Below are 20,251 nucleotides of genomic sequence, written 5' to 3'. Positions count from 1 at the left end.
GATCGGCGGGGAGGCACGATCTGCGGGGTGCGTATGCTAACATACGCGCCCCGCGAAACTGCCACCCCTGGGCGATGAAGCGTTCTCAGGGTGACCATGAATTGTTCGAGAGTTCCCAGATGACCAATCCTGCCCTGATCGACGAGCTGAAGACCCTGGTGGAGGCCGGCAAGGTGCTGACCGACGCCGACTCGCTGAACGCCTATGGCAAGGATTGGACCAAGCACTTCGCCCCGGCACCGACCGCCATCGTCTTCCCCAAGACCGTCGAGCAGGTGCAGGCCATCGTGCGCTGGGCCAACGCCCACAAGGTTGCCCTGGTGCCTTCGGGCGGTCGCACAGGTCTGTCCGCCGCCGCCGTCGCCGCCAATGGCGAAGTCGTAGTCGCATTCGACTATATGAACCAGATTCTCGAATTCAACGAATTCGACCGCACCGTGGTGTGCCAGCCGGGCGTGGTCACCAAGCAGTTGCAGCAGTACGCCGAAGACAAGGGCCTGTACTACCCGGTGGACTTCGCCTCCTCCGGCTCCAGCCAGCTGGGCGGCAACATCGGCACCAACGCCGGTGGCATCAAAGTGATCCGCTACGGCATGACCCGTAACTGGGTGGCCGGCCTGAAAGTGGTGACCGGCACCGGCGAGCTGCTGGAGCTGAACCGTGACCTGATCAAGAACGCTACCGGCTACGACATGCGCCAGCTGTTCATCGGCGCCGAAGGCACCCTGGGCTTCGTCGTCGAAGCGACCATGCGCCTGGAACGCGCGCCGAAGAACCTCACCGCCATGGTCCTCGGCACCCCGGACTTCGACTCGATCATGCCGGTGCTGCACGCCTTCCAGAACAAGCTGGACCTGACCGCCTTCGAGTTCTTCTCGGACAAGGCGCTGGCCAAGATCATGGCCCGTGGCGACGTGCCACCGGCCTTCGAGACCGACTGCCCGTTCTATGCCCTGCTGGAATTCGAGGCCACCACCGAGGAAGTCGCCAACCAGGCGCTGGAGACCTTCGAGCACTGTGTCGAGCAGGGCTGGGTACTGGACGGTGTGATGAGCCAGAGCCAGCAGCAGCTGGAGAACCTGTGGAAGCTGCGCGAGTACATCTCCGAGACCATCAGCCACTGGACGCCGTACAAGAACGACATCTCGGTCACCGTCGGCAAGGTGCCAGCCTTCCTGCACGACATCGACCGCATCGTCGAGGCCAACTACCCGGACTTCGAAGTGGTGTGGTTCGGTCATATCGGCGACGGCAACCTGCACCTGAACATCCTCAAGCCGGAGAACCTGTCCAAGGACGAGTTCTTCGCCAAGTGCGCGATCGTCAACCAGTGGGTGTTCGAGACCGTGCAGAAGTACAACGGCTCGATCAGCGCCGAGCACGGCGTGGGCATGACCAAGCGCGATTACCTGCATTACAGCCGCTCGGAAGCCGAGATCGGCTACATGAAGGCGATCAAGGCCGTATTCGATCCGAACGGCATCATGAACCCGGGCAAGATCTTCCCGGTTTGAGCCCTATCCCCCCTCTCCCCTCGGGAGAGGGGCCGGGGGTGAGGGGTTGCCAGGCCACACCGAACCGCCTGCTGCACCCTCACCCTAGCCCTCTCCCAGAGGGAGAGGGAAATCAATGCCCCTATCCGAGGAGCGGTCCATGAGCTATCAGCACCAGTACACCGACGGCACCCCGATCCACTTCCCGCTGGGCAAGGTGGTCTGCGTCGGGCGCAACTACGCCGAGCACGCCGCCGAGCTGAACAACCCGATTCCCACCGAGCCGCTGCTGTTCATCAAGCCGGGCAGCTGCACCGTGCCGATGGCTGGCGGCTTCGCCATCCCGCAGGATCGCGGCGCCGTGCATTTCGAGGCGGAAATTGCCGTGCTGATCGGCAAGCCGCTGTCGAAGAAGCCCAGCGAAGAAGAAGTACTGGACGCCATCTCCGGCTACGCCCCGGCGCTGGACCTGACCCTGCGCGACGTACAGGCCAAACTGAAGGAAAAGGGCCTGCCCTGGGAGCTGGCCAAGAGTTTCGACGGCGCCTACGTGCTGGCGCCCTTCGTCGCCGCCGATGCGGTGGAGGACGTGCGCGACATCGGCATCCGCCTGAGCATCGACGGCCAGGTGCGCCAGGACGGCAATAGCCGCGACATGCTCAACCCCATCGTGCCGCTGATCCGACACATCGCCGCCCATTTCAGCCTGCAACCGGGCGACGTGGTATCCACCGGCACGCCCGCCGGCGTGGGCCCGCTGACCAGCGGCGAAAGCCTGGAAATCGAACTGAGCGGCCTGTCGCGCTTCGCCAGCCGGGTCCTCTGAGTTACCAGCGGCGGGCATACCCGCCGCTCTTCACAGAACTTTCACCCTGACTCAGTAGTCTGAGGGGATCGTTCTTTCGAGCAGTAGTCGATGCCCTCATTTTCCCGCCCCCTCCGCCGCTTCGCGCTGCTGACCACTACCCTGGCCGGCCTGGCCCTGCTCGCTCACTACCAGCACTGGGATGATCGCGCCCAGCTCTGGCTCAAGGAGCGGGACACACCGGCCAGCGCCCGCGCTGCCAGTATCTGGCTGCCCGGCTACACCGCCAGCATCCAGAGCAAACCGCTGGACGGCCTGGAGGAGGACGAAACCTCTGACCTGGCCTACAGCCCGCTGACCGGCACCCTGTTCACCGTCACCGGCAAGCTGCCGATGCTGGTGGAGCTCAGCCGTACCGGCGAGGTCCTGCGGCGCATTGCCCTCAAGGGCTTCTCAAACCCCGAGGGCGTGGCAGTGCTGGAGAACGGCAAGATCGCCGTCGCCGATGAGCGCAAACGCAACCTGTCGATCTTCGAGCTCACCCCGGACACCTTCGAGCTGGATATTGCCGACGGCAACCCCTTCGACCTGGGCTTCCCGGATGCCGGCAACAAGGGCTTCGAAGGCGTGGCCTGGGACCCCGCGCAACAGCGCCTGCTACTGGGCAAAGAACGCAGCCCCGCCATGTTTGGCCTCGGCAGCGACGGCCAGCGCCTGCTGCAGAGCGAGTTGCACCCCCTGCCCAGCTATGGCCTGGGCATGCGTAACCTGTCGGCGCTCAGCGTCGATCCACGCACGGGCCACGTACTCGCCCTTTCGGCCCAGTCCCACCTGCTGCTGGAGTTGGACGAGCAGGGTGAGCCGGTCAGTTTCATCAGCCTGATCGGTGGCCAGAGCGGCCTGGAGCGGCGAATTCCCCGTGCCGAAGGCGTAGCCATGGACGAGGAAGGCACCATCTACATGGTCAGCGAACCCAATCTGTTCTACGTATTTCGCAAGGATTCTCGCGGCTAAACGCCGGCACTGCGGTCCGGCGCGCGCAACTTAAGCTTTAATTCAGCCAGGCATGTTTCCATGCCGCCTCCCCCATCATGGAAACTCATCATGCGGCGCCTGATCCGTCCCCGTGTGCTCCTGTCGGCTGTAGTGCTGCTTCTGCTATCGCTCGCCGCCATCGCGGCCCAGCAGTTTCGCCTGTTCGAGCGCGGCTGGTTCCTGGTGCAGGAATGGCGCCATGCCAGCGAGTGGCGCGAGCAATCGGCCTGGCTGCCGGACTATGTCGCCACCCTGCAGGCCCAGCCGATAGAGGGGCTGGACGATGATGTCTCGGCCCTGACCTACGACCCGGACCGGCGCAGCCTGTTTACCGTGACCAACCAGAAGCCGCATATCGTCGAACTGTCCCTCGATGGCCGGGTGCTGCGAAAAGTGCCCCTGGTGGGCTTCGGCGACCCGGAGGCTATCGAATACATCAGCCGCGGGATCTACGTGATCACCGACGAGCGCCTGCAGCGCCTGGTCAAGGTACGCCTGGATGACGACACCCTCTTCGTCGACGCCGCCGAGTCGCAGCAACTGTCGCTCGGCATCGGCCTCAACGGCAACAAGGGCTTCGAGGGTCTGGCCTACGACAGCCAGCGACAGCGCCTGTTCGTGGCCAAGGAGCGCGACCCGGTGAGCATCTACGAGATCCATGGCTTCCCCCACACCAATCCAGACAAACCCTTCGCCGTGCATGTGGTGGACGACCCGGAGCGCGATGCCCGACTGTTCGTGCGTGACCTATCCAGCCTGCAATACGACGAGCGCAGCGGACACCTGATGGCCCTGTCGGACGAATCGCGCCTGGTATTGGAGCTAAATGCCGATGGGCGGCCGATCAGCGCATTGTCGCTGCTCGGTGGCCGCCAGGGGCTGGAAAAGAGTGTGCCGCAGGCCGAAGGCGTGGCCATGGACGAGCAGGGCCGGCTCTACCTGGTGAGCGAGCCGAACCTGTTCTACGTCTTCGAGAAACAACCCGCCGAATAGCCTCAGCTCTCGTCTTGCAGCGCCGCCTGCGGCGCATTCTTCTTCACCGACTCGGTACCGGCCACGGCACCGGCCTCGCTGGCATACAACTGGCTCTGGCCGACCACCTGGCCGTTGGTGGCCTTGAGCACGAAGTGAAACTTGCCGCCGGCCGCGGCCTTGACCTCGAAGGCCCCGTCGCGCTGCGAGTTCTTACGCACGGACTCGATGCCATTCAGCGCCGAGTCCTTGGCCTTGTACAGCTCACTGGTGAGGATGATCTCGCCGTTGCCAGCGAGCAGGTTGAAGTGGAATTGGCCGTCTTTGGCAGTTTTCAGGTGAAATTTACTGGCCATGGTCTGACTCCTGTCGTGGGGAAGGTTCACCAAGCCTAGACGCTGACAGCCAATCCGCTTGCTCAGGTGGGGTTCAGCTGCCCGCGCAACAGATCGCGGAAACTCTGGATCAGCGGTTCGCGCGACCGCCCGCGGCGCAGCGCCAGACTGAACGGTGCCTGGTAGCCGAAGGTGGTCGGCAGCAGCACCTTGAGTCGCCCCTGCTCGACCCAGGACTGCGCATAGTGCTCCGGCAGATAGCCGATGTAGGCGCCGGACAGCACCAGAATCAGCTGCGCCTCCATCGACTCCACCGTCGCGGCGCTGTGCTTGAAACCATGCCGGGCCAGTTCGTTCTGGCTCCAGTAGCCGCGCCCGACCATGCGCTGCTGGGTGATCACCTCCGCCGGTATGCGGCGCTGGCCGAACAATGGATGGCGGTCGCTGCAGTACAGCCAGTGCTGCTCGCGGTACAACGCCTGATAGACCAGGCCATTGGTGCGTGTGTAGAAGGCGCCGATGGCCAGATCCAGGCGATTCTCCAGCACCCCCAGCTGCAACTCGGCCGGGCTCTGCACCGCCAGGTGCAGGTGCACGGCAGGATGCTCCTCGCTGTACACGCCGATCACTTCCGCCAACGGCAGCGCTGGATCGCCCACGGTGGAATCCAATACACCGAGGTTCAGGGTGCCGCGCAGCTCACCCTTGAGCGCCGCCGAATAGCGCTCGAAACCTTCCAGTTCAGCGAGCAGGCGCAAGCACTCCTGATGGAACAGCTCGCCCTTGCTGGTCAGGCTGAAGCCGCCACGACCGCGGTGGCAAAGCACCAGGCCCAGCTGGCTTTCCAGCTGGCTCATGTAGGTGCTGATCGCCGAGGTGGACAGGTTGAGCTCCTGCTGGGCAGCGGCGAAGCCCTGGCAGCGCACCACGCTGGCGAAGATGCGCAGCAGCTTGAGATCGGGCAAGGCTAGGGTCATGGGCACAGTCCATTCGATTAGGCGCCCATCCTAAGGCGGCGACGATTAGTTTAGAAATTCATGAAGTAATTATTTCGCCACAGCGATTCTTTTTGTCGCCCCAGCGCAGAAGAATCGGGCCCACGCTTCGCCCGGGACGCTCGACCGCCCCGGGTTCATTACAAGACAACACCGTGAGGCCCACCCATGGACAAGATCCTGCACCAGCCCCTGGGCGGCAATGAAATGCCCCGCTTCGGCGGCATCGCCACCATGATGCGCCTGCCGCATATCCAGACCACCGAGGAAAAACGCCAGCTCGATGCCGCCTTCGTCGGCGTGCCGCTGGACATCGGCACCTCGCTGCGCTCCGGCACCCGCTTCGGCCCGCGCGAGATCCGCGCCCAGTCGGTGATGATCCGCCCCTACAACATGGCCACCGGCGCCGCGCCGTTCGACTCGATCAACGTGGCCGACATTGGCGACGTGGCGATCAACACCTTCAACCTGCTCGACGCCGTGCGCATCATCGAAGAGGCCTACGACGAGATCGTCGAGCTCGGCATCAAGCCGCTGACCCTGGGTGGCGACCACACCATCACCCTGCCGATCCTGCGTGCCCTGCACAAGAAGTACGGCAAGATCGGCCTGGTGCATATCGACGCCCACGCCGATGTGAACGACCACATGTTCGGCGAGAAGATCGCCCACGGCACCACCTTCCGCCGAGCCCAGGAAGAGGGCCTGCTGGACAGCCAGCGCGTGGTGCAGATCGGCCTGCGCGCCCAGGGCTACACCGCCGAGGACTTCAACTGGAGCCGCAAGCAGGGCTTCCGCGTGGTGCAGGCCGAAGAGTGCTGGCACAAGTCGCTGGAGCCGCTGATGGCCGAAGTGCGCGAGAAGGTCGGCGGCGGCCCGGTGTACCTGTCGTTCGACATCGACGGCATCGACCCGGCCTGGGCGCCGGGCACCGGCACCCCGGAGATCGGCGGCCTGACCACCATCCAGGCGATGGAGATCATCCGCGGCTGCCAGGGCCTGGACATCATCGGTGGCGATCTGGTCGAGGTCTCGCCGCCCTACGACACCACCGGCAACACCTCGCTGCTGGGCGCCAACCTGCTCTACGAAATGCTCTGCGTGCTGCCGGGCGTGCAGCGCCGCTAGGCGCCGCCCCGGCCTTTTATCCGATCCGGGCGTCCAGGCGCCCGGGCACTACAACAATAAATAGGGTGCCAAGATGAACCACGAAGAATCCATGCCGCTGCTGGATGACCAGCCGCCCCGTGCAACCCGCTTCAACCTGCGCCAGCTGCTGATCTTCCTGATCCCCTCGCTGCTCGGCGTACTGCTGTTCCTCACCCCCATCGTCTACGAAGACAAGGTCACCATCGGCCTCGGCGTGATGGCCGATGCGCTCAAGGCGTCGCTGGCCGCCCAGTTGCCGGCCATCGCCACCGGCCTGTTGCTGTTCTCCGCCGTCTGCGGCCTGTTCGGCAGCCTGTTCAAGCCGCGCTGGATCAGCGAGCGCCCGGCGCTGCGCGAGTTGTTCGTGCTGCATCCTCTCTGGCTCGGCCTGCGCGTGCTCGGCGCGCTGTTCGCCGCCATGACCTTCTGGCAGTTCGGCCCGGAGTGGATCTGGAACGCCAACACCGGCGGCGTGGTGCTGAAAGACCTGGCGCCGGTGCTGATCACCTTCTTCCTGGTCGCCGGCCTGGTGCTGCCGCTGCTGACCGACTACGGCCTGATGGAGTTCATCGGCACCCTGGTGCGCAACGCATTCCGCAAGGTGTTCGGCCTGCCGGGCCGCTCGGCCATCGACGCCATCGCTTCCTGGCTCGGCTCGGGCACCGTCGGCGTGCTGATCACCGCCCAGCAGTACCAGAAAGGCTTCTACAGCGCGCGTGAGGCGGCGGTGATCGCCACCAACTTCTCCATCGCCTCGATCGCCTTCAGCCTGCTGATCACCAGCTTCATGAAGCTCGACCACCTGTTCGTGCCCTTCTACCTGACCGTGGTAGTCGCCGGCCTGGCCGCCGCCATCATCACCCCGCGCATCCCGCCGCTGTCGTGGAAGAAGGACGACTACATGCCCGGCGTCGGCAAGCAGATCAGCGAAGACGTGCCGGCCGGCACCTCGCTGCTGCGCTGGGGCCTGAGCCAGGCCGTGACCCGCGCCAACGCCAATCCCTCGCCGCTGCAGATGGTGCGCATCGGCGTACACAACGTGGTCGACATCTGGCTTGGCCTGTTGCCGCTGGTGATGGCCATCGGCACCCTGTCGCTGGCCATCGCCGAGTTCACCCCGATCTTCAACTGGCTGTCCTACCCGATCGTGCCGCTGCTCGAAGCGCTGCAGCTGCCGGAAGCCGCCAAGGCCGCACCGGCCATCCTGGTGGGCTTCGCCGACATGTTCCTGCCCGCCGTGCTGGGCAAGGGTATCGAGAGCGAGCTGACCCGCTTCGTGGTGGCCTGTGTGTCGCTGACCCAGCTGATCTACATGTCCGAGGTCGGCGTGCTGATCATCAAGGCCAAGCTGCCGCTGAACATTCTCGAACTGTTCGTCATCTTCATCATCCGTACCCTGATCACCCTGCCGATCATCGCGCTGATGGCGCACTGGATCGTCGGTTAAGGCATACCGCCGGCCCCTCTCCCCACGGGAGAGGGGCCTTGGCGTTCACTACAGGATTTCAGCATGACCACCTGCGGCGAATTCCTCGTCAAACAACTGGAAGCCTGGGGCGTCGACACCGTGTTCGGCATCCCCGGCGTGCACACCGTCGAGCTCTATCGCGGTCTGCCGGGCAGCAGCATCCGTCACATCACCCCGCGCCATGAACAGGGTGCCGGCTTTATGGCCGACGGCTACGCGCGCGCCAGCGGCAAGCCGGGCGTGTGCTTCATCATCACCGGCCCGGGCATGACCAATATCCTCACCGCCATGGGCCAGTCCTACGCCGATTCGATCCCCATGCTGGTGATCTCCAGCGTCAACGAGCGCAACCGTCTGGGCCTGGGCAAGGGCTACCTGCACGAGCTGCCGGACCAGCGCGCCATGGTCGCCGGCGTCAGCGCCTTCAGCCACACCCTGATGAGCGTCGAGGAGCTGCCGGCGGTGCTGGCCCGCGCCTTCGCCGTGTTCGACAGTGAGCGCCCGCGTCCGGTGCATATCGAGCTGCCGCTGGACATCATCACCGCCCCGGCGGGGCATATGCAGGTGCAGCCGCGCGTGCAGCTGGCGCGCCCGGCGCCGGCCCGCTCGCCACTGCATGAAGCGGCAGCCAAGCTGGCCAGGGCCGAGAAGCCATTGCTATTGCTCGGTGGCGGTTGCGTCGAGGCACAGGCCGAAGCCCGTGCCCTGGCCGCCGCGCTGGACGCACCGACCGCGCTGACCATCAACGCCAAGGGCCTGCTGCCGCCCGGCCACCCACTGCTGCTGGGCAGCAACCAGTCGCTGGTGCCGGTGCGCGAACTGGCGCTGGACGCCGACGTGGTGCTGGCGATCGGCACCGAGCTGGGCGAAACCGACTACGACGTGGTGTTCGACGGCAACTTCAAGCTCGGCGGCGAACTGATCCGCATCGACATCGACCCGCAGCAGCTGATGCGCAACCATGCGCCGAGCATCGCCATTCACAGCGATGCGCGTAGCGCCATGCGCGGTCTGCTGGAGCTGCTGCCGGCGCGCAGCGCCAACCCGGACAGCCCTGGCGCACAACGCACCGGCGCCGTGCAGGCGCAGCTGGCCGAAGGCTTCAGCGGCTGGACGCACTACCGCGCACTGTTCGATACCGTCCTGCAGACCTTGCCGGAGGCCCGCTTCGTCGGCGACTCGACGCAGACCGTGTACAGCGGCAACCACCTGGTCGAACTGGATGGCGCGCGGCGCTGGTTCAACTCGTCCACCGGCTACGGCACCCTCGGTTACGGCCTGCCGGCGGCCATCGGTGCCAAGCTGGCCGAACCGGCGCGCCCGGTGGTGTGCCTGATCGGCGACGGCGGCATCCAGTTCACCCTGCCAGAGCTGGCCAGCGCAGTGGAAGCCGGCGTCGGCATCGTCATATTGCTGTGGAACAACAGCGGCTACGGCGAGATCAAGCGCTACATGGAGCGCCGCGACATCACCCCGATTGGCGTGGACATCTACACCCCGGACCTGATCGCCATCGCCCGTGGCTATGGCTGCGTCGCCGAACGTGCGCGTGACCATGCGCACCTGGCCGAGCTGCTGACCAGCGCACCGCATGATCGCCCCCTGGTCATCGAGGTGCTTGAGCAGGCGCCGTTCCACCCGTAATACCCACCGGCTCGCCTTCGTGCGGGCCGGGGCATAACAACAAGCACCACCTCACTGACTGCCGATCCATACCAATAACCAAACGGGGAGTCACAGCATGCTCGACAAACTGACCCAACACTTTGGCCAGGATGGCCTCGCCGCCACCGACGCCAGCCACCGCAGCCTCGGCCTCGGTGGCACCACCGCCCTGTGGCTGGGTGCCAACGTAGTGGTCACCACCATCCTCACCGGCATGCTGCTGGTGCCGGACCTGCCGTTCCTGCAGGCCATGCTGATCGTGTTGTGCGGCTCGGCCATCGGCATCCTGCCGCTGGTCTTGGTCGGCCTGATGGGCCAGCGCACCGGCCTCACCACCATGGTCCTGGCCCGCGGCAGCTACGGCGTGCACGGCGCCAAACTGCCCTCGCTGGTCAACCTGCTGACCCTGCTGGCCTGGAGCTGGATCCAGGCGCTGCTGGCGGGCATGAGCCTCAACTATGCGGTGGAACACGTCACCGGCTACAGCAACCTGCCGCTGTTCACCATCCTCTGCGAAACCCTGGTGCTGCTGATCGCCCTGCGCGGCCACCTGGGCATCGAGCGCGTCGAGCGCTGGGCCGCCATCGGCATGCTGCTGCTCGCCGGCGCGGTGTTCTACGTGATGGGGCAGAAGTTCGAGTTCACCAGCCTGCTGAGCATGCCGGTGGAGCCGCGCAACGAGATCACCCCTGGCATCGCTTTCGACATCGTCATCGCCACTGCCTTCTCCTGGATTCCGCTGGCCGCCGACTACAACCGCAACTGCCGCAGCCAGGGCGTCGCGGCGGTCGGCACCTGGGTCGGCTACGTCGCCGCCACCCTGCTGGCCATGGGCCTGGGCGCCACCGTCTCCGGCTTCTCGGTGCTCGGCGGCATGGAGCAGACCTACGACCCGGCGGTGCTGCTGGCCGGCTTCGGCTTCGGCCTACCGGCGGCCATCGTGGTGTTCCTCTCGGTGATGACCACCAACGTGATGTGCGTGTACAGCGCCAGCCTGTCGTACCTGAACATGCGCCCAAAGACCCCGTTCTGGAAGCCGGCCCTGGTGATCGGCGTGCTGTCGGTGGCCGGCTCGCAGATCCCCGGCATCCTCGACAACTTCCAGAGCTTCCTGCTGGTGATCGGCAGCGTCTTCATCCCGGCCTTCGCCGTGCTGATCGCCGACTTCTTCCTGATTCAGCGCGGCCAGTACGCGGTCGACGACCTGCTCAGCGAGGACGGCGGTCGCTACCGCTATGTCGCTGGCTTCAACCCGGCGGCCTTCGCCGCCTATGGTCTGGGTGCGGTGCTGGCCTACTACTGGGGCTGGGTCTCGCCGCTGGCCTGGGGCGCCTCGCTGCCGGTGTTCCTCATCACTGCCGCCAGCTACACCGTGCTGCGCCGCTGGGTACTGGTGCCGCGCGCGCGCCTGGCCTGATCGCCCATCCCAGTAGAGACTACAGAGGCCGCCACAAGGCGGCCTCTGTGCAAGGAGCTGCCATGAAGATCGTCAGTAAAGACCGCTGGTTCGAGGTGCAGCGTCTGGAAGACGGCGTGCGCCTGATCCACGAGCCCTACATACGGCCCTTCTATCGCTGCAACCTGTGGCATATCAGCGGGCGCGAACGCGACGTGCTGGTCGACTCCGGCTCCGGCCTGGTCAGCCTGCGCGAACAGCTGCCGTGGCTGACCGACAAGCCGCTGCTAGCCGTGGCCAGCCACACCCACTTCGATCATATCGCCGGCCACCACGAATTCGCCGAACGCCTGTGTCATCCGGCCGAGGCCGATATCCTCGCCGCGCCGAACGGCGACAACACCCTGGCCGCCGCCTTCGTCGGCGACGAGATGTTCGAGGCGCATCCGGACTGCCCGCTGTGCTACGCCGAATACCGGGTGAAGGCCGCACCAGCCACACGCCTGATCGAGGAAGGCGATGTGCTCGATCTCGGCGACCGCGTGCTGCAGGTGCTGCACACCCCCGGCCATTCACCTGGCGGCATCAGCCTGTGGGAAGCCGCCACGCAGACCCTGTTCAGCGGCGACATCGTCTATGACGGCCCGCTGATCGAAGACGCCTACCACTCCAACCTGGCCGACTACGCCGCCAGCCTCGAACGCCTGCGCCGCCTGCCGGTACGCAGGGTGCACGGCGGCCACTTCGCCAGCTTCTCCGGCGAGCGCCTGCGTGAGCTGATCGACCGCTGGTTCGTCGAGCATCCCTGACCAGCCAAACGCCGCGATAACTCCAGGCAACACCACCCGTAGGAGGGGCCTTGGCCGCGACCCACGCCACACGAAGCTCTCCCGGTCGCGGCCAAGGCCCCTCCTACAGAATGCTTGCAGGCACAAAAAACCCGGCCGAGGCCGGGTTCCTTTTGCTCGGGGCGATCAGACCTTCAGCGTCTTCACGCCCTCGGCGGTGCCGAGCAGCAGCAGGTCGGCCGGGCGCGCGGCGAACAGGCCGTTGGTGACCACACCGACGATGGCGTTGATATCCGCCTCCAGCTTCACCGGATCAACGATGCTCATGTTGTGCACGTCGAGGATGATGTTGCCGTTGTCGGTGACCACGCCCTCGCGATAGACCGGGTCGCCGCCCAGCTTCACCAACTGGCGGGCCACGTGGCTACGGGCCATGGGAATCACTTCCACCGGCAGCGGGAAGGCGCCGAGTACCGGCACCAGCTTGCTGCCGTCGGCGATGCAGATAAAGGTCTTGGCCACCGCCGCGACGATCTTCTCGCGGGTCAGCGCGGCGCCGCCGCCCTTGATCAGGTTGAGGTGCTCGTCACTCTCGTCGGCGCCGTCGATGTAGAACTCCAGGCCGTCCACGGCGTTGAGGTCATACACCGGGATGCCATGGCCCTTGAGGCGCGCGGCGGTGGCTTCCGAGCTGGCCACGGCGCCATCGAAAGCCATCTTGTGCTGAGCCAGGGCGTCGATGAAGCAATTGGCGGTGGAGCCGGTGCCGACGCCGATCACGCTCTTGCTGTCGAGAAAGGGAAGGATATGGTCGACGGCGGCCTGGGCCACGGCCTGCTTGAGCTGATCCTGGGTCATTGCGGTTCTGCGCCTGGGAGGAAACGGAGCCGCGAATTATAGCCGCACGGCGGGCAAAAACCCCGCATTCTCTGTGGTCGCACGGCGAATCGCTGGGGTAGACTGGCCCGTCCCGCCTTACCTGCAAAGATCGCCCGAATGCTCGAACAGTACGTCAAGAAGACCCTGACCTCGCGCGTCTACGACGTCGCGGTGGAAACCCCGCTGCAACCTGCCCGCCAGCTCACCGAGCGCCTGGGCAACCAGATTCTGCTCAAGCGCGAGGATCTGCAGCCGGTGTACTCGTTCAAGATTCGCGGCGCCTACAACAAGCTGGCCCAGCTCACTGCCGAAGAGCTGGAGCGCGGCGTGGTCACCGCCTCGGCCGGCAACCACGCCCAGGGCCTGGCCCTGGCCGCCAAGCACCTGGGCGTGAAGGCGACCATCGTCATGCCGCGTACCACCCCGGAACTCAAGGTGCAGGGCGTACGGTCGCGCGGCGGCAAGGTGGTGCTGCACGGCGACGCCTTCCCCGAGGCGCTGGCGCACTCGTTGAAGCTGGTGGAAGAGAAGGGCTACACCTACATCCACCCCTATGACGACCCGCTGGTGATCGCCGGGCAGGGCACCGCGGCCATGGAAATCCTGCGCCAGCAGCCGGGCCAGCTGGACGCCATCTTCGTGCCGGTCGGAGGCGGCGGCCTGATCGCCGGCATCGCCGCCTACGTGAAGTACCTGCGCCCGGAGATCAAGGTCATCGGCGTCGAACCGGAAGACTCCAACTGTCTGCAGGCCGCCATGGCCGCCGGCGAGCGCGTGGTGCTGCCCACCGTAGGCCTGTTCGCCGACGGCGTGGCCGTGGCGCAGATCGGCCAGCACACCTTCGATATCTGCAAGGACCATGTCGACGAGGTGATCACCGTCAGCACCGACGAGATCTGCGCGGCGATCAAGGACATCTACGACGACACCCGCTCGATCACCGAGCCAGCCGGCGCATTGTCCGTGGCCGGCATCAAGAAATACGTGGAGCGCGAAGGCGTTCAGGGCCAGGTACTGGTCGGCATCGACTCCGGCGCCAACGTCAACTTCGACCGCCTGCGCCATGTGGCCGAACGCGCCGAACTGGGCGAGAAGCGCGAGGCGATCATCGCCGTGACCATCCCCGAGCGCCCGGGCAGTTTCAAGGCCTTCTGCGAGGCCATCGGCAAGCGCCAGATCACCGAGTTCAACTACCGCTACCACACCGACCGCGAAGCACACATCTTCGTCGGCGTGCAGACCCACCCGGAAAACGACCCGCGCGCCGCACTGGTTGAAAGCCTGCGCGAACAGGGTTTCCCGGTGCTCGACCTGACCGACAACGAACTGGCCAAGCTGCATATCCGTCACACCGTGGGTGGCCACTCCGCGGCGGTGGCCGATGAAGTGGTGTTCCGCTTCGAGTTCCCCGAGCGACCGGGCGCGCTGTTCAACTTCCTCAACCGCCTGGGTGGGCGCTGGAACATCACCATGTTCCACTACCGCAACCACGGCGCCGCCGACGGCCGCGTGCTGGCTGCGCTGCAGGTGCCGGCGGACGAACGCGGGCAGATTCCCGCGGCCTTCGACGCCATCGGCTACCCCTACTGGGACGAGAGCGACAATCCCGCCTACAAACTGTTCCTCGGATAAGGAATGCAGTGATGGAACATTACCAACTGCTGAAGTACGCCCACCTGATTCCCGCCGTGCTGATCCTGGCGGGTTTCATCGCCCACGCCTTTATGCTGTGGAAAGCACATCGCTCGGGCGATGCTGCCGTGCTCAGTCGCAAGCTGCGCATCACCCGCCTGTACAGCATGCCGGCCATCGGCCTGCTGACCCTGAGCCTGCCGGTCAGCGGCTGGTGGCTGGTGCATACCGTCGGCCTGTCGCTGGGCGCCAGCTGGTTGCTGTTCAGCGCCAAGCTGTTTGGCCTGCTGATGCTGTTCGGCCTGCTCCTGCACCACCGCCTGGGTGCCTGGCAGCAAGCTGTCGCCGCCGGCGATGTGCCGGTAAAACTGCTGCGCTTCGTGCTGGCCTACGCCGGGCTGATGTTCGTGCTGCTGCTGGCGATCTTCGCGCTGATGGGGGCCAAGCCGGCCTGATGATGTTTTCCCCGTTTCGCGAGCAGCAGCCATGAGCCTGTACCTGCTGCTCAAGACCCTGCACATCCTCTCCGCCACCCTGCTGTTCGGCTTCGGCCTGGGCTCGGCCTACTACGCCCTGCGCGCCTGGCGCAGCGGTAACCTGCAGGTAATCGCCACAACCTTCCGCCACCTAGTCACGGCCGACTGGCTGTTCATCGCCACCACCGCCGTGTTCCAACCCCTCAGCGGGCTGGCCCTGGCCAAGGTCGCTGGCTGGCCGCTGAATCAGCTGTGGCTGCTGTGGAGCGTCGGGCTGTTCGTCTTCGCCGGGCTGTGCTGGCTGCCGGTGCTGTGGCTGCAGATCCTGGTGCGCAATATGGCGGCCAAGGCGCTGCGCGACGGCACGGAGCTGCCGCCACGCGCCCACCTCTATATGCGTATCTGGTTCGTCCTGGGCTGGCCGGCCTTTATCGCCTTCATCGCCATCTTCTGGCTGATGGTGGCCAAGCCGCTCTGAATCAGTCGCGCAAGCTGATCACTGGCCAGCCGCGCTCCAGCGCCGTGGCACGCAGCGTGTCGTCCGGGTCGACGGCTACCGGGTTGGCCACGGCCTCCAGCAGCGGCAGGTCGTTGCGCGAATCGCTGTAGAAATAGGCGCCATCCAGGTTGTGGCCCGTCTCGGCCAGCCACTCGTTGAGACGCGTCACCTTGCCGCCCTGGTAGCAGGGCACACCGGCGACCTGGCCGGTGTAGCGACCATCCTGCATGCCGCATTCGGTGGCGATCAGCGTCTCCACGCCCAAACGCTGGGCAATCGGCGCGGTGACGAAGCGGTTGGTGGCGGTGATGATCACCAGCTTGTCGCTGGCCTCACGGTGCTGCGCCAGTAACGCCTCGCCCTTGGCCAGGATGATCGGTTCGATCACATCGCGCATGAACTCCGCCTGCCACTGCGCCAGTTCGGCAGCGTCGGTGCGGCTGAGAATGGCCTGGGTGAAGCTCTGGTAAGCCACCACATCGAGCTTGCCGGCACAGTAGTCGGCGTAGAAGGCATCGTTGCGCGCGCGGTATTCGACGGCATCGACGCGGCCCGTTTCGCAGAGGAATTCGCCCCAGCTGTGGTCGCTGTCACCGGCGAGCAGGGTGTTGTCGAGGTCGAAAAGGGCGAGTCGCACGTCGGGATACCTGAATCGCTAGGCCAAAAGGGCCGCCAGAATAGCCTTTTTCGCTGCCACTGCCCACGGCCAGGGCCGCGCGTTTGCTGCGCTGGAGAGCTTTGTGGAACAATGCCGGGACTTGCGTTTTCGAGGTGCTCTGCCGTGATCGACTCCGATGGATTCCGCCCCAATGTCGGCATCATTCTGACCAATGATGTCGGCCAGGTGCTGTGGGCGCGGCGGATCAACCAGGACGCCTGGCAGTTCCCCCAGGGCGGTATCAACCCGCAGGAGTCGCCCGAGCAGGCGCTGTACCGCGAGCTCAACGAAGAAGTGGGACTGGAGCAGCAGGATGTGAAGATTCTTGCCTGCACCCGCGGCTGGTTGCGCTATCGTCTGCCGCAACGTCTGGTCCGCACACACAGTCAGCCGCTGTGCATCGGCCAGAAACAGAAATGGTTCCTCCTGCGCCTGACCGGCGCGGAGGAGCGGGTACGCATGGACGTCACCGGCAAGCCGGAGTTCGATGGCTGGCGCTGGGTCAGCTACTGGTACCCGCTCAACCAGGTAGTCAGCTTCAAGCGCGAGGTCTACCGTCGCGCCCTCAAGGAACTCGCCCCGCGCCTGTTGGCGCGCGACTGACGGAAGCAAGCATGCTCAACACGCTGCGCAAGATCGTTCAGGAAGTAAACGCCGCCAAGGATCTCAAGGCGGCGCTGACGATCATCGTGCAGCGGGTCAAGGAGGCCATGGGCAGCCAGGTCTGCTCGGTCTACCTGCTCGACCCCGAGAGCAACCGCTTCGTGCTGATGGCCACCGACGGTCTCAACAAGCGCTCCATCGGCAAGGTCAGCATGGCGCCCAACGAGGGCCTGGTCGGCCTGGTCGGCACCCGCGAGGAGCCGCTCAACCTCGAACACGCCTCCGAACACCCGCGTTACCGCTACTTCAAGGAAACCGGCGAGGAACGCTACGCCTCCTTCCTCGGCGCACCGATCATCCACCACCGCCGGGTGATGGGCGTCCTGGTGGTGCAGCAGAAGGAACGCCGCCAGTTCGACGAGGGCGAGGAAGCCTTCCTGGTCACCATGAGCGCCCAGCTCGCCGGCGTCATCGCCCATGCCGAGGCCACCGGCTCGATCCGCGGCCTGGGCAAGCAGGGCAAGGGTATCCAGGAGGCCCGTTTCGTCGGTGTACCGGGCGCGCCTGGCGCCGCCGTCGGTACGGCCGTAGTGGTACTGCCGCCGGCCGACCTCAACGTGGTTCCGGACAAACCGATCGACGATATCGCGGCCGAGCTGGAACTGTTCGGCAAGGCCCTGGACTGGGTGCGCGAGGACATGCAGGAGCTGTCCGCAAAACTCGCCAACCAGCTGCGCAAGGAAGAACTGGCGCTGTTCGACGTCTACCTGATGATGCTCGACGACAACGCCCTCGGCAGCGAAGTGCGCAAGGTCATCAAGACCGGCCAGTGGGCCCAGGGCGCGCTGCGCCAGGTAGTCACCGAGCACGTCAAACGCTTTGAGCTGATGGACGACGCCTACCTGCGCGAGCGTGCCAGCGATGTGCGCGACCTCGGCCGGCGCCTGCTCGCCTACCTGCAGGAAGAACGCAAGCAGAGCCTGGTCTACCCGGACAACAGCATTCTGGTCAGCGAGGAGCTTTCGCCGGCCATGCTCGGCCAGGTGCCGGAAGGCAAGCTGGCCGGCCTGGTCTCGGTACAAGGCTCGGGCAACTCGCATGTAGCGATCCTGGCCCGCGCCATGGGCATTCCCACCGTCATGGGCGTGGTCGACCTGCCCTACTCCAAGGTCGATGGCATCCAGCTGATCGTCGACGGTTACCACGGTGAAGTCTTCACCAACCCCAGCGAAGTGCTGCGCAAGCAGTACGCCGAAGTGGTCGAGGAAGAGCGCCAGCTGGCCCAGGGCCTCGACGCCCTGCGCGAACTGCCGTGCGAGACGCTGGACGGCCAACGTATGCCGCTGTGGGTCAATACCGGCCTGCTGGCCGATGTGAAACGCGCCCAGGAGCGCGGCGCCGAAGGCGTCGGCCTGTACCGCACGGAAGTGCCGTTCATGAACGGCGAGCGCTTCCCCAGCGAAAAGGAGCAGCTGGCCACCTACCGCGAGCAGCTACAGGCCTTCCACCCGCTGCCGGTGACCATGCGCACCCTGGATATCGGCGGTGACAAGTCCCTGCCCTATTTCCCGATCAAGGAAGACAACCCCTTCCTCGGCTGGCGCGGCATCCGCGTCACCCTCGACCACCCGGAAATCTTCCTGGTCCAGGTACGCGCCATGCTCAAGGCCAGCGAGGGCCTGAACAACCTGCGCATCCTCCTGCCGATGATCTCCGGGCTGCAGGAGCTGGAAGAATCCCTGCACCTGATCCACCGTGCCTGGGGCGAAGTGCGCGACGAAGGCGTCGACGTGCCCATGCCACCCGTGGGCGTGATGATCGAGATTCCCGCCGCCGTCTACCAGATCCGCGAAATGGCGCATCAGGTCGACTTCCTTTCGGTCGGCTCGAACGACCTGACCCAGTACCTGCTGGCGGTGGATCGCAACAACCCGCGGGTCGCCGACCTCTACGACTTCCTCCACCCGGCGGTCCTCGGCGCGCTGCGCCTGATCGTCGACGGCGCCCATGCCGAAGGCAAACCAGTGAGCATCTGCGGCGAGATGGCGGGCGACCCGGCCATGGCCGTGCTGCTGCTGGCCATGGGCTTCGACAGCCTGTCGATGAACGCCACTAACCTGCCCAAGGTGAAGTGGCTGCTGCGCCAGATCAGCTCGACCAAGGCCCGCGAGCTGCTCGACCAGCTGATGCGCATCGACAACCCGCAAGTGATCCACAGCGCCCTGCACCTGGCCCTTCGCAACCTCGGCCTGGGCCGGGTGATCAACCCGGCGGCGACCATCCAGAGCTGAGCTGGCTCAGCCAGACGCCAGCCGATTGCGGTAAGCATCCGGGGCGACGCCAAACCAGCGCTTGAACGCCCGATAGAACGGCGACAGCTCGGCGAAGCCACAGGCCCGTGCCACTTCGCGGATGGACTCGCCGGCCTGCAACAGCTCCTGCGCCCTCATCTGCTGCACTGCCTCGCGCACCTGGCGCAGGTGGCTGCCCTGGGCGGCCAGGCCACGTTGCAGGGCGACCGGCTCCAAGCCAAGCTCGGCGGCGCAGGCGCGCAGCGAGCAATCGGCCTGGCCCAGCCGCAGGTTTAGCAGGTAACGCAGACGATTGAGCAGGTCATTCTCCACCAGCGCCGCCAGCTGCGTTTCGGCATGCTGCCAGAGCAGGCGGTGCAGCTCGGGGTTTGAGTTGCGCGACGGACGCTTGAGCAGGCTGACGGAAAACCACAGTGCATCGTGCGCGCAGGCAAACTGCGGCTGCAGGCCGAACAGCCGGCGATGCTCGGTCAGCTTGCGCGGCCTGGCATGGCGGAAGTCCACGGCCAGCGGACGAAACTCATCGTCACTGATCAGCCGTAGCAGCTTGATAAACAGCAGCGCCAGGCACTCCATCTGCTGGCGCAGCGGGCCGAAACCCCGGTAGTTGATATCCAGCACCAGGCAGGCGCGCTCGCCCTCAACACGCATCTGGGCCGCAAAGCCACCGGCAAGAATGTGCTGGAAACGCAGGAAGCTGCGCAACGCCTGCTCCAGGTCGCGGCTGGCCAGCAGCAGATAGCCGACCACGTCGAGCAGGCGCGGCTTCATCACCTCGCCCAGGTGCAGGCCGATATCGGCATCGCCGGTCAGGGCATCGGCGGCCAGCCAGAACAACGGCGCCTCGTCGTGACTCAGGCGCCCCTCACTGGGCGGCGGCACCAGCCGTCGATGCTGGTTGGCGCCGCGGTAGATCACCGCCGGCTCGTGACCGAGCTCGTTCAACGCCTCGTACAGCAGGCGCCGCAGGGTGGCGGACTGGCTCAGTGGGGCGCTATTGGCAGACAGACTCATGAAAGCTCCTCGATTGACCGAAGAATTCCAGCCATGCAGCCAACGGTCAATGCCGGTGACCGAAGCACTGCTCAGAA

General features: G+C 65.6%; 19 protein-coding genes. 14 read left to right on the top strand and 5 right to left on the bottom strand.

Features of this window, described 5'->3' with window-relative positions; genetic code table 11:
• The first annotated feature begins 119 nt into the window (after positions 1 to 119).
• From P7A97_RS00880 to P7A97_RS00865, 4 genes are all read left to right on the top strand, one after another.
• On the top strand, positions 120 to 1,514 hold the full coding sequence (locus P7A97_RS00880) for an FAD-binding oxidoreductase (protein ID WP_277688038.1): 1,395 nt from the start codon (positions 120 to 122) through the stop codon (positions 1,512 to 1,514).
• Between the two features lie 139 nt (positions 1,515 to 1,653).
• Positions 1,654 to 2,319, top strand: a complete 666-nt coding sequence (locus P7A97_RS00875) for a fumarylacetoacetate hydrolase family protein (protein ID WP_277688037.1) — start codon at positions 1,654 to 1,656, stop codon at positions 2,317 to 2,319.
• A 90-nt stretch (positions 2,320 to 2,409) separates the two neighbouring features.
• The gene (locus P7A97_RS00870) at positions 2,410 to 3,312 is read left to right on the top strand and encodes an SdiA-regulated domain-containing protein (RefSeq protein WP_277688036.1); all 903 of its coding nucleotides are present in this window, start codon (positions 2,410 to 2,412) and stop codon (positions 3,310 to 3,312) included.
• Between the two features lie 90 nt (positions 3,313 to 3,402).
• The gene (locus P7A97_RS00865) at positions 3,403 to 4,326 is read left to right on the top strand and encodes an SdiA-regulated domain-containing protein (RefSeq protein WP_277688035.1); all 924 of its coding nucleotides are present in this window, start codon (positions 3,403 to 3,405) and stop codon (positions 4,324 to 4,326) included.
• Between the two features lie 2 nt (positions 4,327 to 4,328).
• Here the strand turns inward: P7A97_RS00865 and P7A97_RS00860 are convergent, their stop codons facing one another.
• Both P7A97_RS00860 and P7A97_RS00855 read right to left on the bottom strand, forming a co-directional pair.
• The gene (locus P7A97_RS00860) at positions 4,329 to 4,661 is read right to left on the bottom strand and encodes a YegP family protein (RefSeq protein ID WP_277688034.1); all 333 of its coding nucleotides are present in this window, start codon (positions 4,659 to 4,661) and stop codon (positions 4,329 to 4,331) included.
• 62 nt (positions 4,662 to 4,723) lie between these two features.
• Positions 4,724 to 5,617, bottom strand: coding sequence for a LysR family transcriptional regulator (locus P7A97_RS00855; RefSeq protein WP_277688033.1), 894 nt, complete (start codon positions 5,615 to 5,617; stop codon positions 4,724 to 4,726).
• Positions 5,618 to 5,803: 186 nt separating this feature from the next.
• On the opposite strand from P7A97_RS00855, the gene speB reads away from it, so the two are divergent.
• From speB to P7A97_RS00830, 5 genes are all read left to right on the top strand, one after another.
• On the top strand, positions 5,804 to 6,763 hold the full coding sequence (gene speB / locus P7A97_RS00850) for an agmatinase (protein ID WP_277688032.1): 960 nt from the start codon (positions 5,804 to 5,806) through the stop codon (positions 6,761 to 6,763).
• 73 nt (positions 6,764 to 6,836) lie between these two features.
• Positions 6,837 to 8,231, top strand: a complete 1,395-nt coding sequence (locus P7A97_RS00845; RefSeq protein WP_277688031.1) for a YjiH family protein — start codon at positions 6,837 to 6,839, stop codon at positions 8,229 to 8,231.
• A gap of 63 nt (positions 8,232 to 8,294) precedes the next feature.
• Positions 8,295 to 9,896, top strand: a complete 1,602-nt coding sequence (locus tag P7A97_RS00840) for a 5-guanidino-2-oxopentanoate decarboxylase (protein ID WP_277688030.1) — start codon at positions 8,295 to 8,297, stop codon at positions 9,894 to 9,896.
• 97 nt (positions 9,897 to 9,993) lie between these two features.
• Positions 9,994 to 11,334 (top strand): cytosine permease, encoded by a 1,341-nt coding sequence (locus tag P7A97_RS00835; protein ID WP_277688029.1) that lies wholly within the window; start codon positions 9,994 to 9,996, stop codon positions 11,332 to 11,334.
• Positions 11,335 to 11,396: 62 nt separating this feature from the next.
• Positions 11,397 to 12,122 (top strand): MBL fold metallo-hydrolase, encoded by a 726-nt coding sequence (locus tag P7A97_RS00830; protein ID WP_277688028.1) that lies wholly within the window; start codon positions 11,397 to 11,399, stop codon positions 12,120 to 12,122.
• A 165-nt stretch (positions 12,123 to 12,287) separates the two neighbouring features.
• Here the strand turns inward: P7A97_RS00830 and rpiA are convergent, their stop codons facing one another.
• Positions 12,288 to 12,959 carry a ribose-5-phosphate isomerase RpiA gene (gene rpiA, locus P7A97_RS00825; RefSeq protein ID WP_277688027.1) on the bottom strand — a complete coding sequence of 224 codons (672 nt, stop codon included), beginning with the start codon at positions 12,957 to 12,959 and terminating at the stop codon, positions 12,288 to 12,290.
• A 138-nt stretch (positions 12,960 to 13,097) separates the two neighbouring features.
• On the opposite strand from rpiA, the gene ilvA reads away from it, so the two are divergent.
• From ilvA to P7A97_RS00810, 3 genes are read left to right on the top strand one after another with little or no spacing between them, the layout of a single operon-like run.
• Positions 13,098 to 14,612, top strand: a complete 1,515-nt coding sequence (gene ilvA / locus P7A97_RS00820) for a threonine ammonia-lyase, biosynthetic (protein ID WP_277688026.1) — start codon at positions 13,098 to 13,100, stop codon at positions 14,610 to 14,612.
• Between the two features lie 11 nt (positions 14,613 to 14,623).
• On the top strand, positions 14,624 to 15,067 hold the full coding sequence (locus P7A97_RS00815; RefSeq protein WP_277688025.1) for a DUF2269 family protein: 444 nt from the start codon (positions 14,624 to 14,626) through the stop codon (positions 15,065 to 15,067).
• A 31-nt stretch (positions 15,068 to 15,098) separates the two neighbouring features.
• Positions 15,099 to 15,566 (top strand): DUF2269 domain-containing protein, encoded by a 468-nt coding sequence (locus P7A97_RS00810; RefSeq protein ID WP_277688024.1) that lies wholly within the window; start codon positions 15,099 to 15,101, stop codon positions 15,564 to 15,566.
• A 1-nt stretch (position 15,567) separates the two neighbouring features.
• Here P7A97_RS00810 and P7A97_RS00805 read toward each other — a convergent pair whose 3' ends face one another.
• Positions 15,568 to 16,224: an HAD family hydrolase gene (locus P7A97_RS00805; protein ID WP_277688023.1), complete on the bottom strand. Its 657-nt coding sequence runs from the start codon at positions 16,222 to 16,224 to the stop codon at positions 15,568 to 15,570.
• Between the two features lie 144 nt (positions 16,225 to 16,368).
• Between P7A97_RS00805 and P7A97_RS00800 the strand changes: the two genes are divergently transcribed.
• Positions 16,369 to 16,848, top strand: coding sequence for an RNA pyrophosphohydrolase (locus P7A97_RS00800; RefSeq protein WP_277688022.1), 480 nt, complete (start codon positions 16,369 to 16,371; stop codon positions 16,846 to 16,848).
• An 11-nt stretch (positions 16,849 to 16,859) separates the two neighbouring features.
• Entirely contained in the window at positions 16,860 to 19,139 is a 2,280-nt protein-coding gene (gene ptsP / locus P7A97_RS00795) for a phosphoenolpyruvate--protein phosphotransferase (RefSeq protein ID WP_277688021.1), read from the top strand.
• Positions 19,140 to 19,145: 6 nt separating this feature from the next.
• Here the strand turns inward: ptsP and P7A97_RS00790 are convergent, their stop codons facing one another.
• Positions 19,146 to 20,174, bottom strand: coding sequence for an AraC family transcriptional regulator (locus P7A97_RS00790; RefSeq protein ID WP_277688020.1), 1,029 nt, complete (start codon positions 20,172 to 20,174; stop codon positions 19,146 to 19,148).
• Positions 20,175 to 20,251 lie beyond the last annotated feature (77 nt).

Origin of the sequence: Pseudomonas sp. GOM6 (assembly GCF_029537485.1) — a bacterium.
In the GTDB taxonomy this organism is placed as follows: domain Bacteria; phylum Pseudomonadota; class Gammaproteobacteria; order Pseudomonadales; family Pseudomonadaceae; genus Aquipseudomonas.
The sequence above is the reverse complement of the archived record's forward strand: the minus strand, read 5'-3'. Positions and strand labels throughout refer to the sequence as shown.

What these genes read in the sequence shown, in the direction of transcription:
- P7A97_RS00880 (WP_277688038.1), top strand. Translation starts at nt 120, where the DNA reads ATGACCAATCCTGCCCTGATCGACGAGCTGAAGACCCTGGTGGAGGCC.
- P7A97_RS00875 (WP_277688037.1), top strand. Translation starts at nt 1,654, where the DNA reads ATGAGCTATCAGCACCAGTACACCGACGGCACCCCGATCCACTTCCCG.
- P7A97_RS00870 (WP_277688036.1), top strand. Translation starts at nt 2,410, where the DNA reads ATGCCCTCATTTTCCCGCCCCCTCCGCCGCTTCGCGCTGCTGACCACT.
- P7A97_RS00865 (WP_277688035.1), top strand. Translation starts at nt 3,403, where the DNA reads ATGCGGCGCCTGATCCGTCCCCGTGTGCTCCTGTCGGCTGTAGTGCTG.
- P7A97_RS00860 (WP_277688034.1), bottom strand. Translation starts at nt 4,661, where the DNA reads ATGGCCAGTAAATTTCACCTGAAAACTGCCAAAGACGGCCAATTCCAC.
- P7A97_RS00855 (WP_277688033.1), bottom strand. Translation starts at nt 5,617, where the DNA reads ATGACCCTAGCCTTGCCCGATCTCAAGCTGCTGCGCATCTTCGCCAGC.
- speB (WP_277688032.1), top strand. Translation starts at nt 5,804, where the DNA reads ATGGACAAGATCCTGCACCAGCCCCTGGGCGGCAATGAAATGCCCCGC.
- P7A97_RS00845 (WP_277688031.1), top strand. Translation starts at nt 6,837, where the DNA reads ATGAACCACGAAGAATCCATGCCGCTGCTGGATGACCAGCCGCCCCGT.
- P7A97_RS00840 (WP_277688030.1), top strand. Translation starts at nt 8,295, where the DNA reads ATGACCACCTGCGGCGAATTCCTCGTCAAACAACTGGAAGCCTGGGGC.
- P7A97_RS00835 (WP_277688029.1), top strand. Translation starts at nt 9,994, where the DNA reads ATGCTCGACAAACTGACCCAACACTTTGGCCAGGATGGCCTCGCCGCC.
- P7A97_RS00830 (WP_277688028.1), top strand. Translation starts at nt 11,397, where the DNA reads ATGAAGATCGTCAGTAAAGACCGCTGGTTCGAGGTGCAGCGTCTGGAA.
- rpiA (WP_277688027.1), bottom strand. Translation starts at nt 12,959, where the DNA reads ATGACCCAGGATCAGCTCAAGCAGGCCGTGGCCCAGGCCGCCGTCGAC.
- ilvA (WP_277688026.1), top strand. Translation starts at nt 13,098, where the DNA reads ATGCTCGAACAGTACGTCAAGAAGACCCTGACCTCGCGCGTCTACGAC.
- P7A97_RS00815 (WP_277688025.1), top strand. Translation starts at nt 14,624, where the DNA reads ATGGAACATTACCAACTGCTGAAGTACGCCCACCTGATTCCCGCCGTG.
- P7A97_RS00810 (WP_277688024.1), top strand. Translation starts at nt 15,099, where the DNA reads ATGAGCCTGTACCTGCTGCTCAAGACCCTGCACATCCTCTCCGCCACC.
- ptsP (WP_277688021.1), top strand. Translation starts at nt 16,860, where the DNA reads ATGCTCAACACGCTGCGCAAGATCGTTCAGGAAGTAAACGCCGCCAAG.
- P7A97_RS00790 (WP_277688020.1), bottom strand. Translation starts at nt 20,174, where the DNA reads ATGAGTCTGTCTGCCAATAGCGCCCCACTGAGCCAGTCCGCCACCCTG.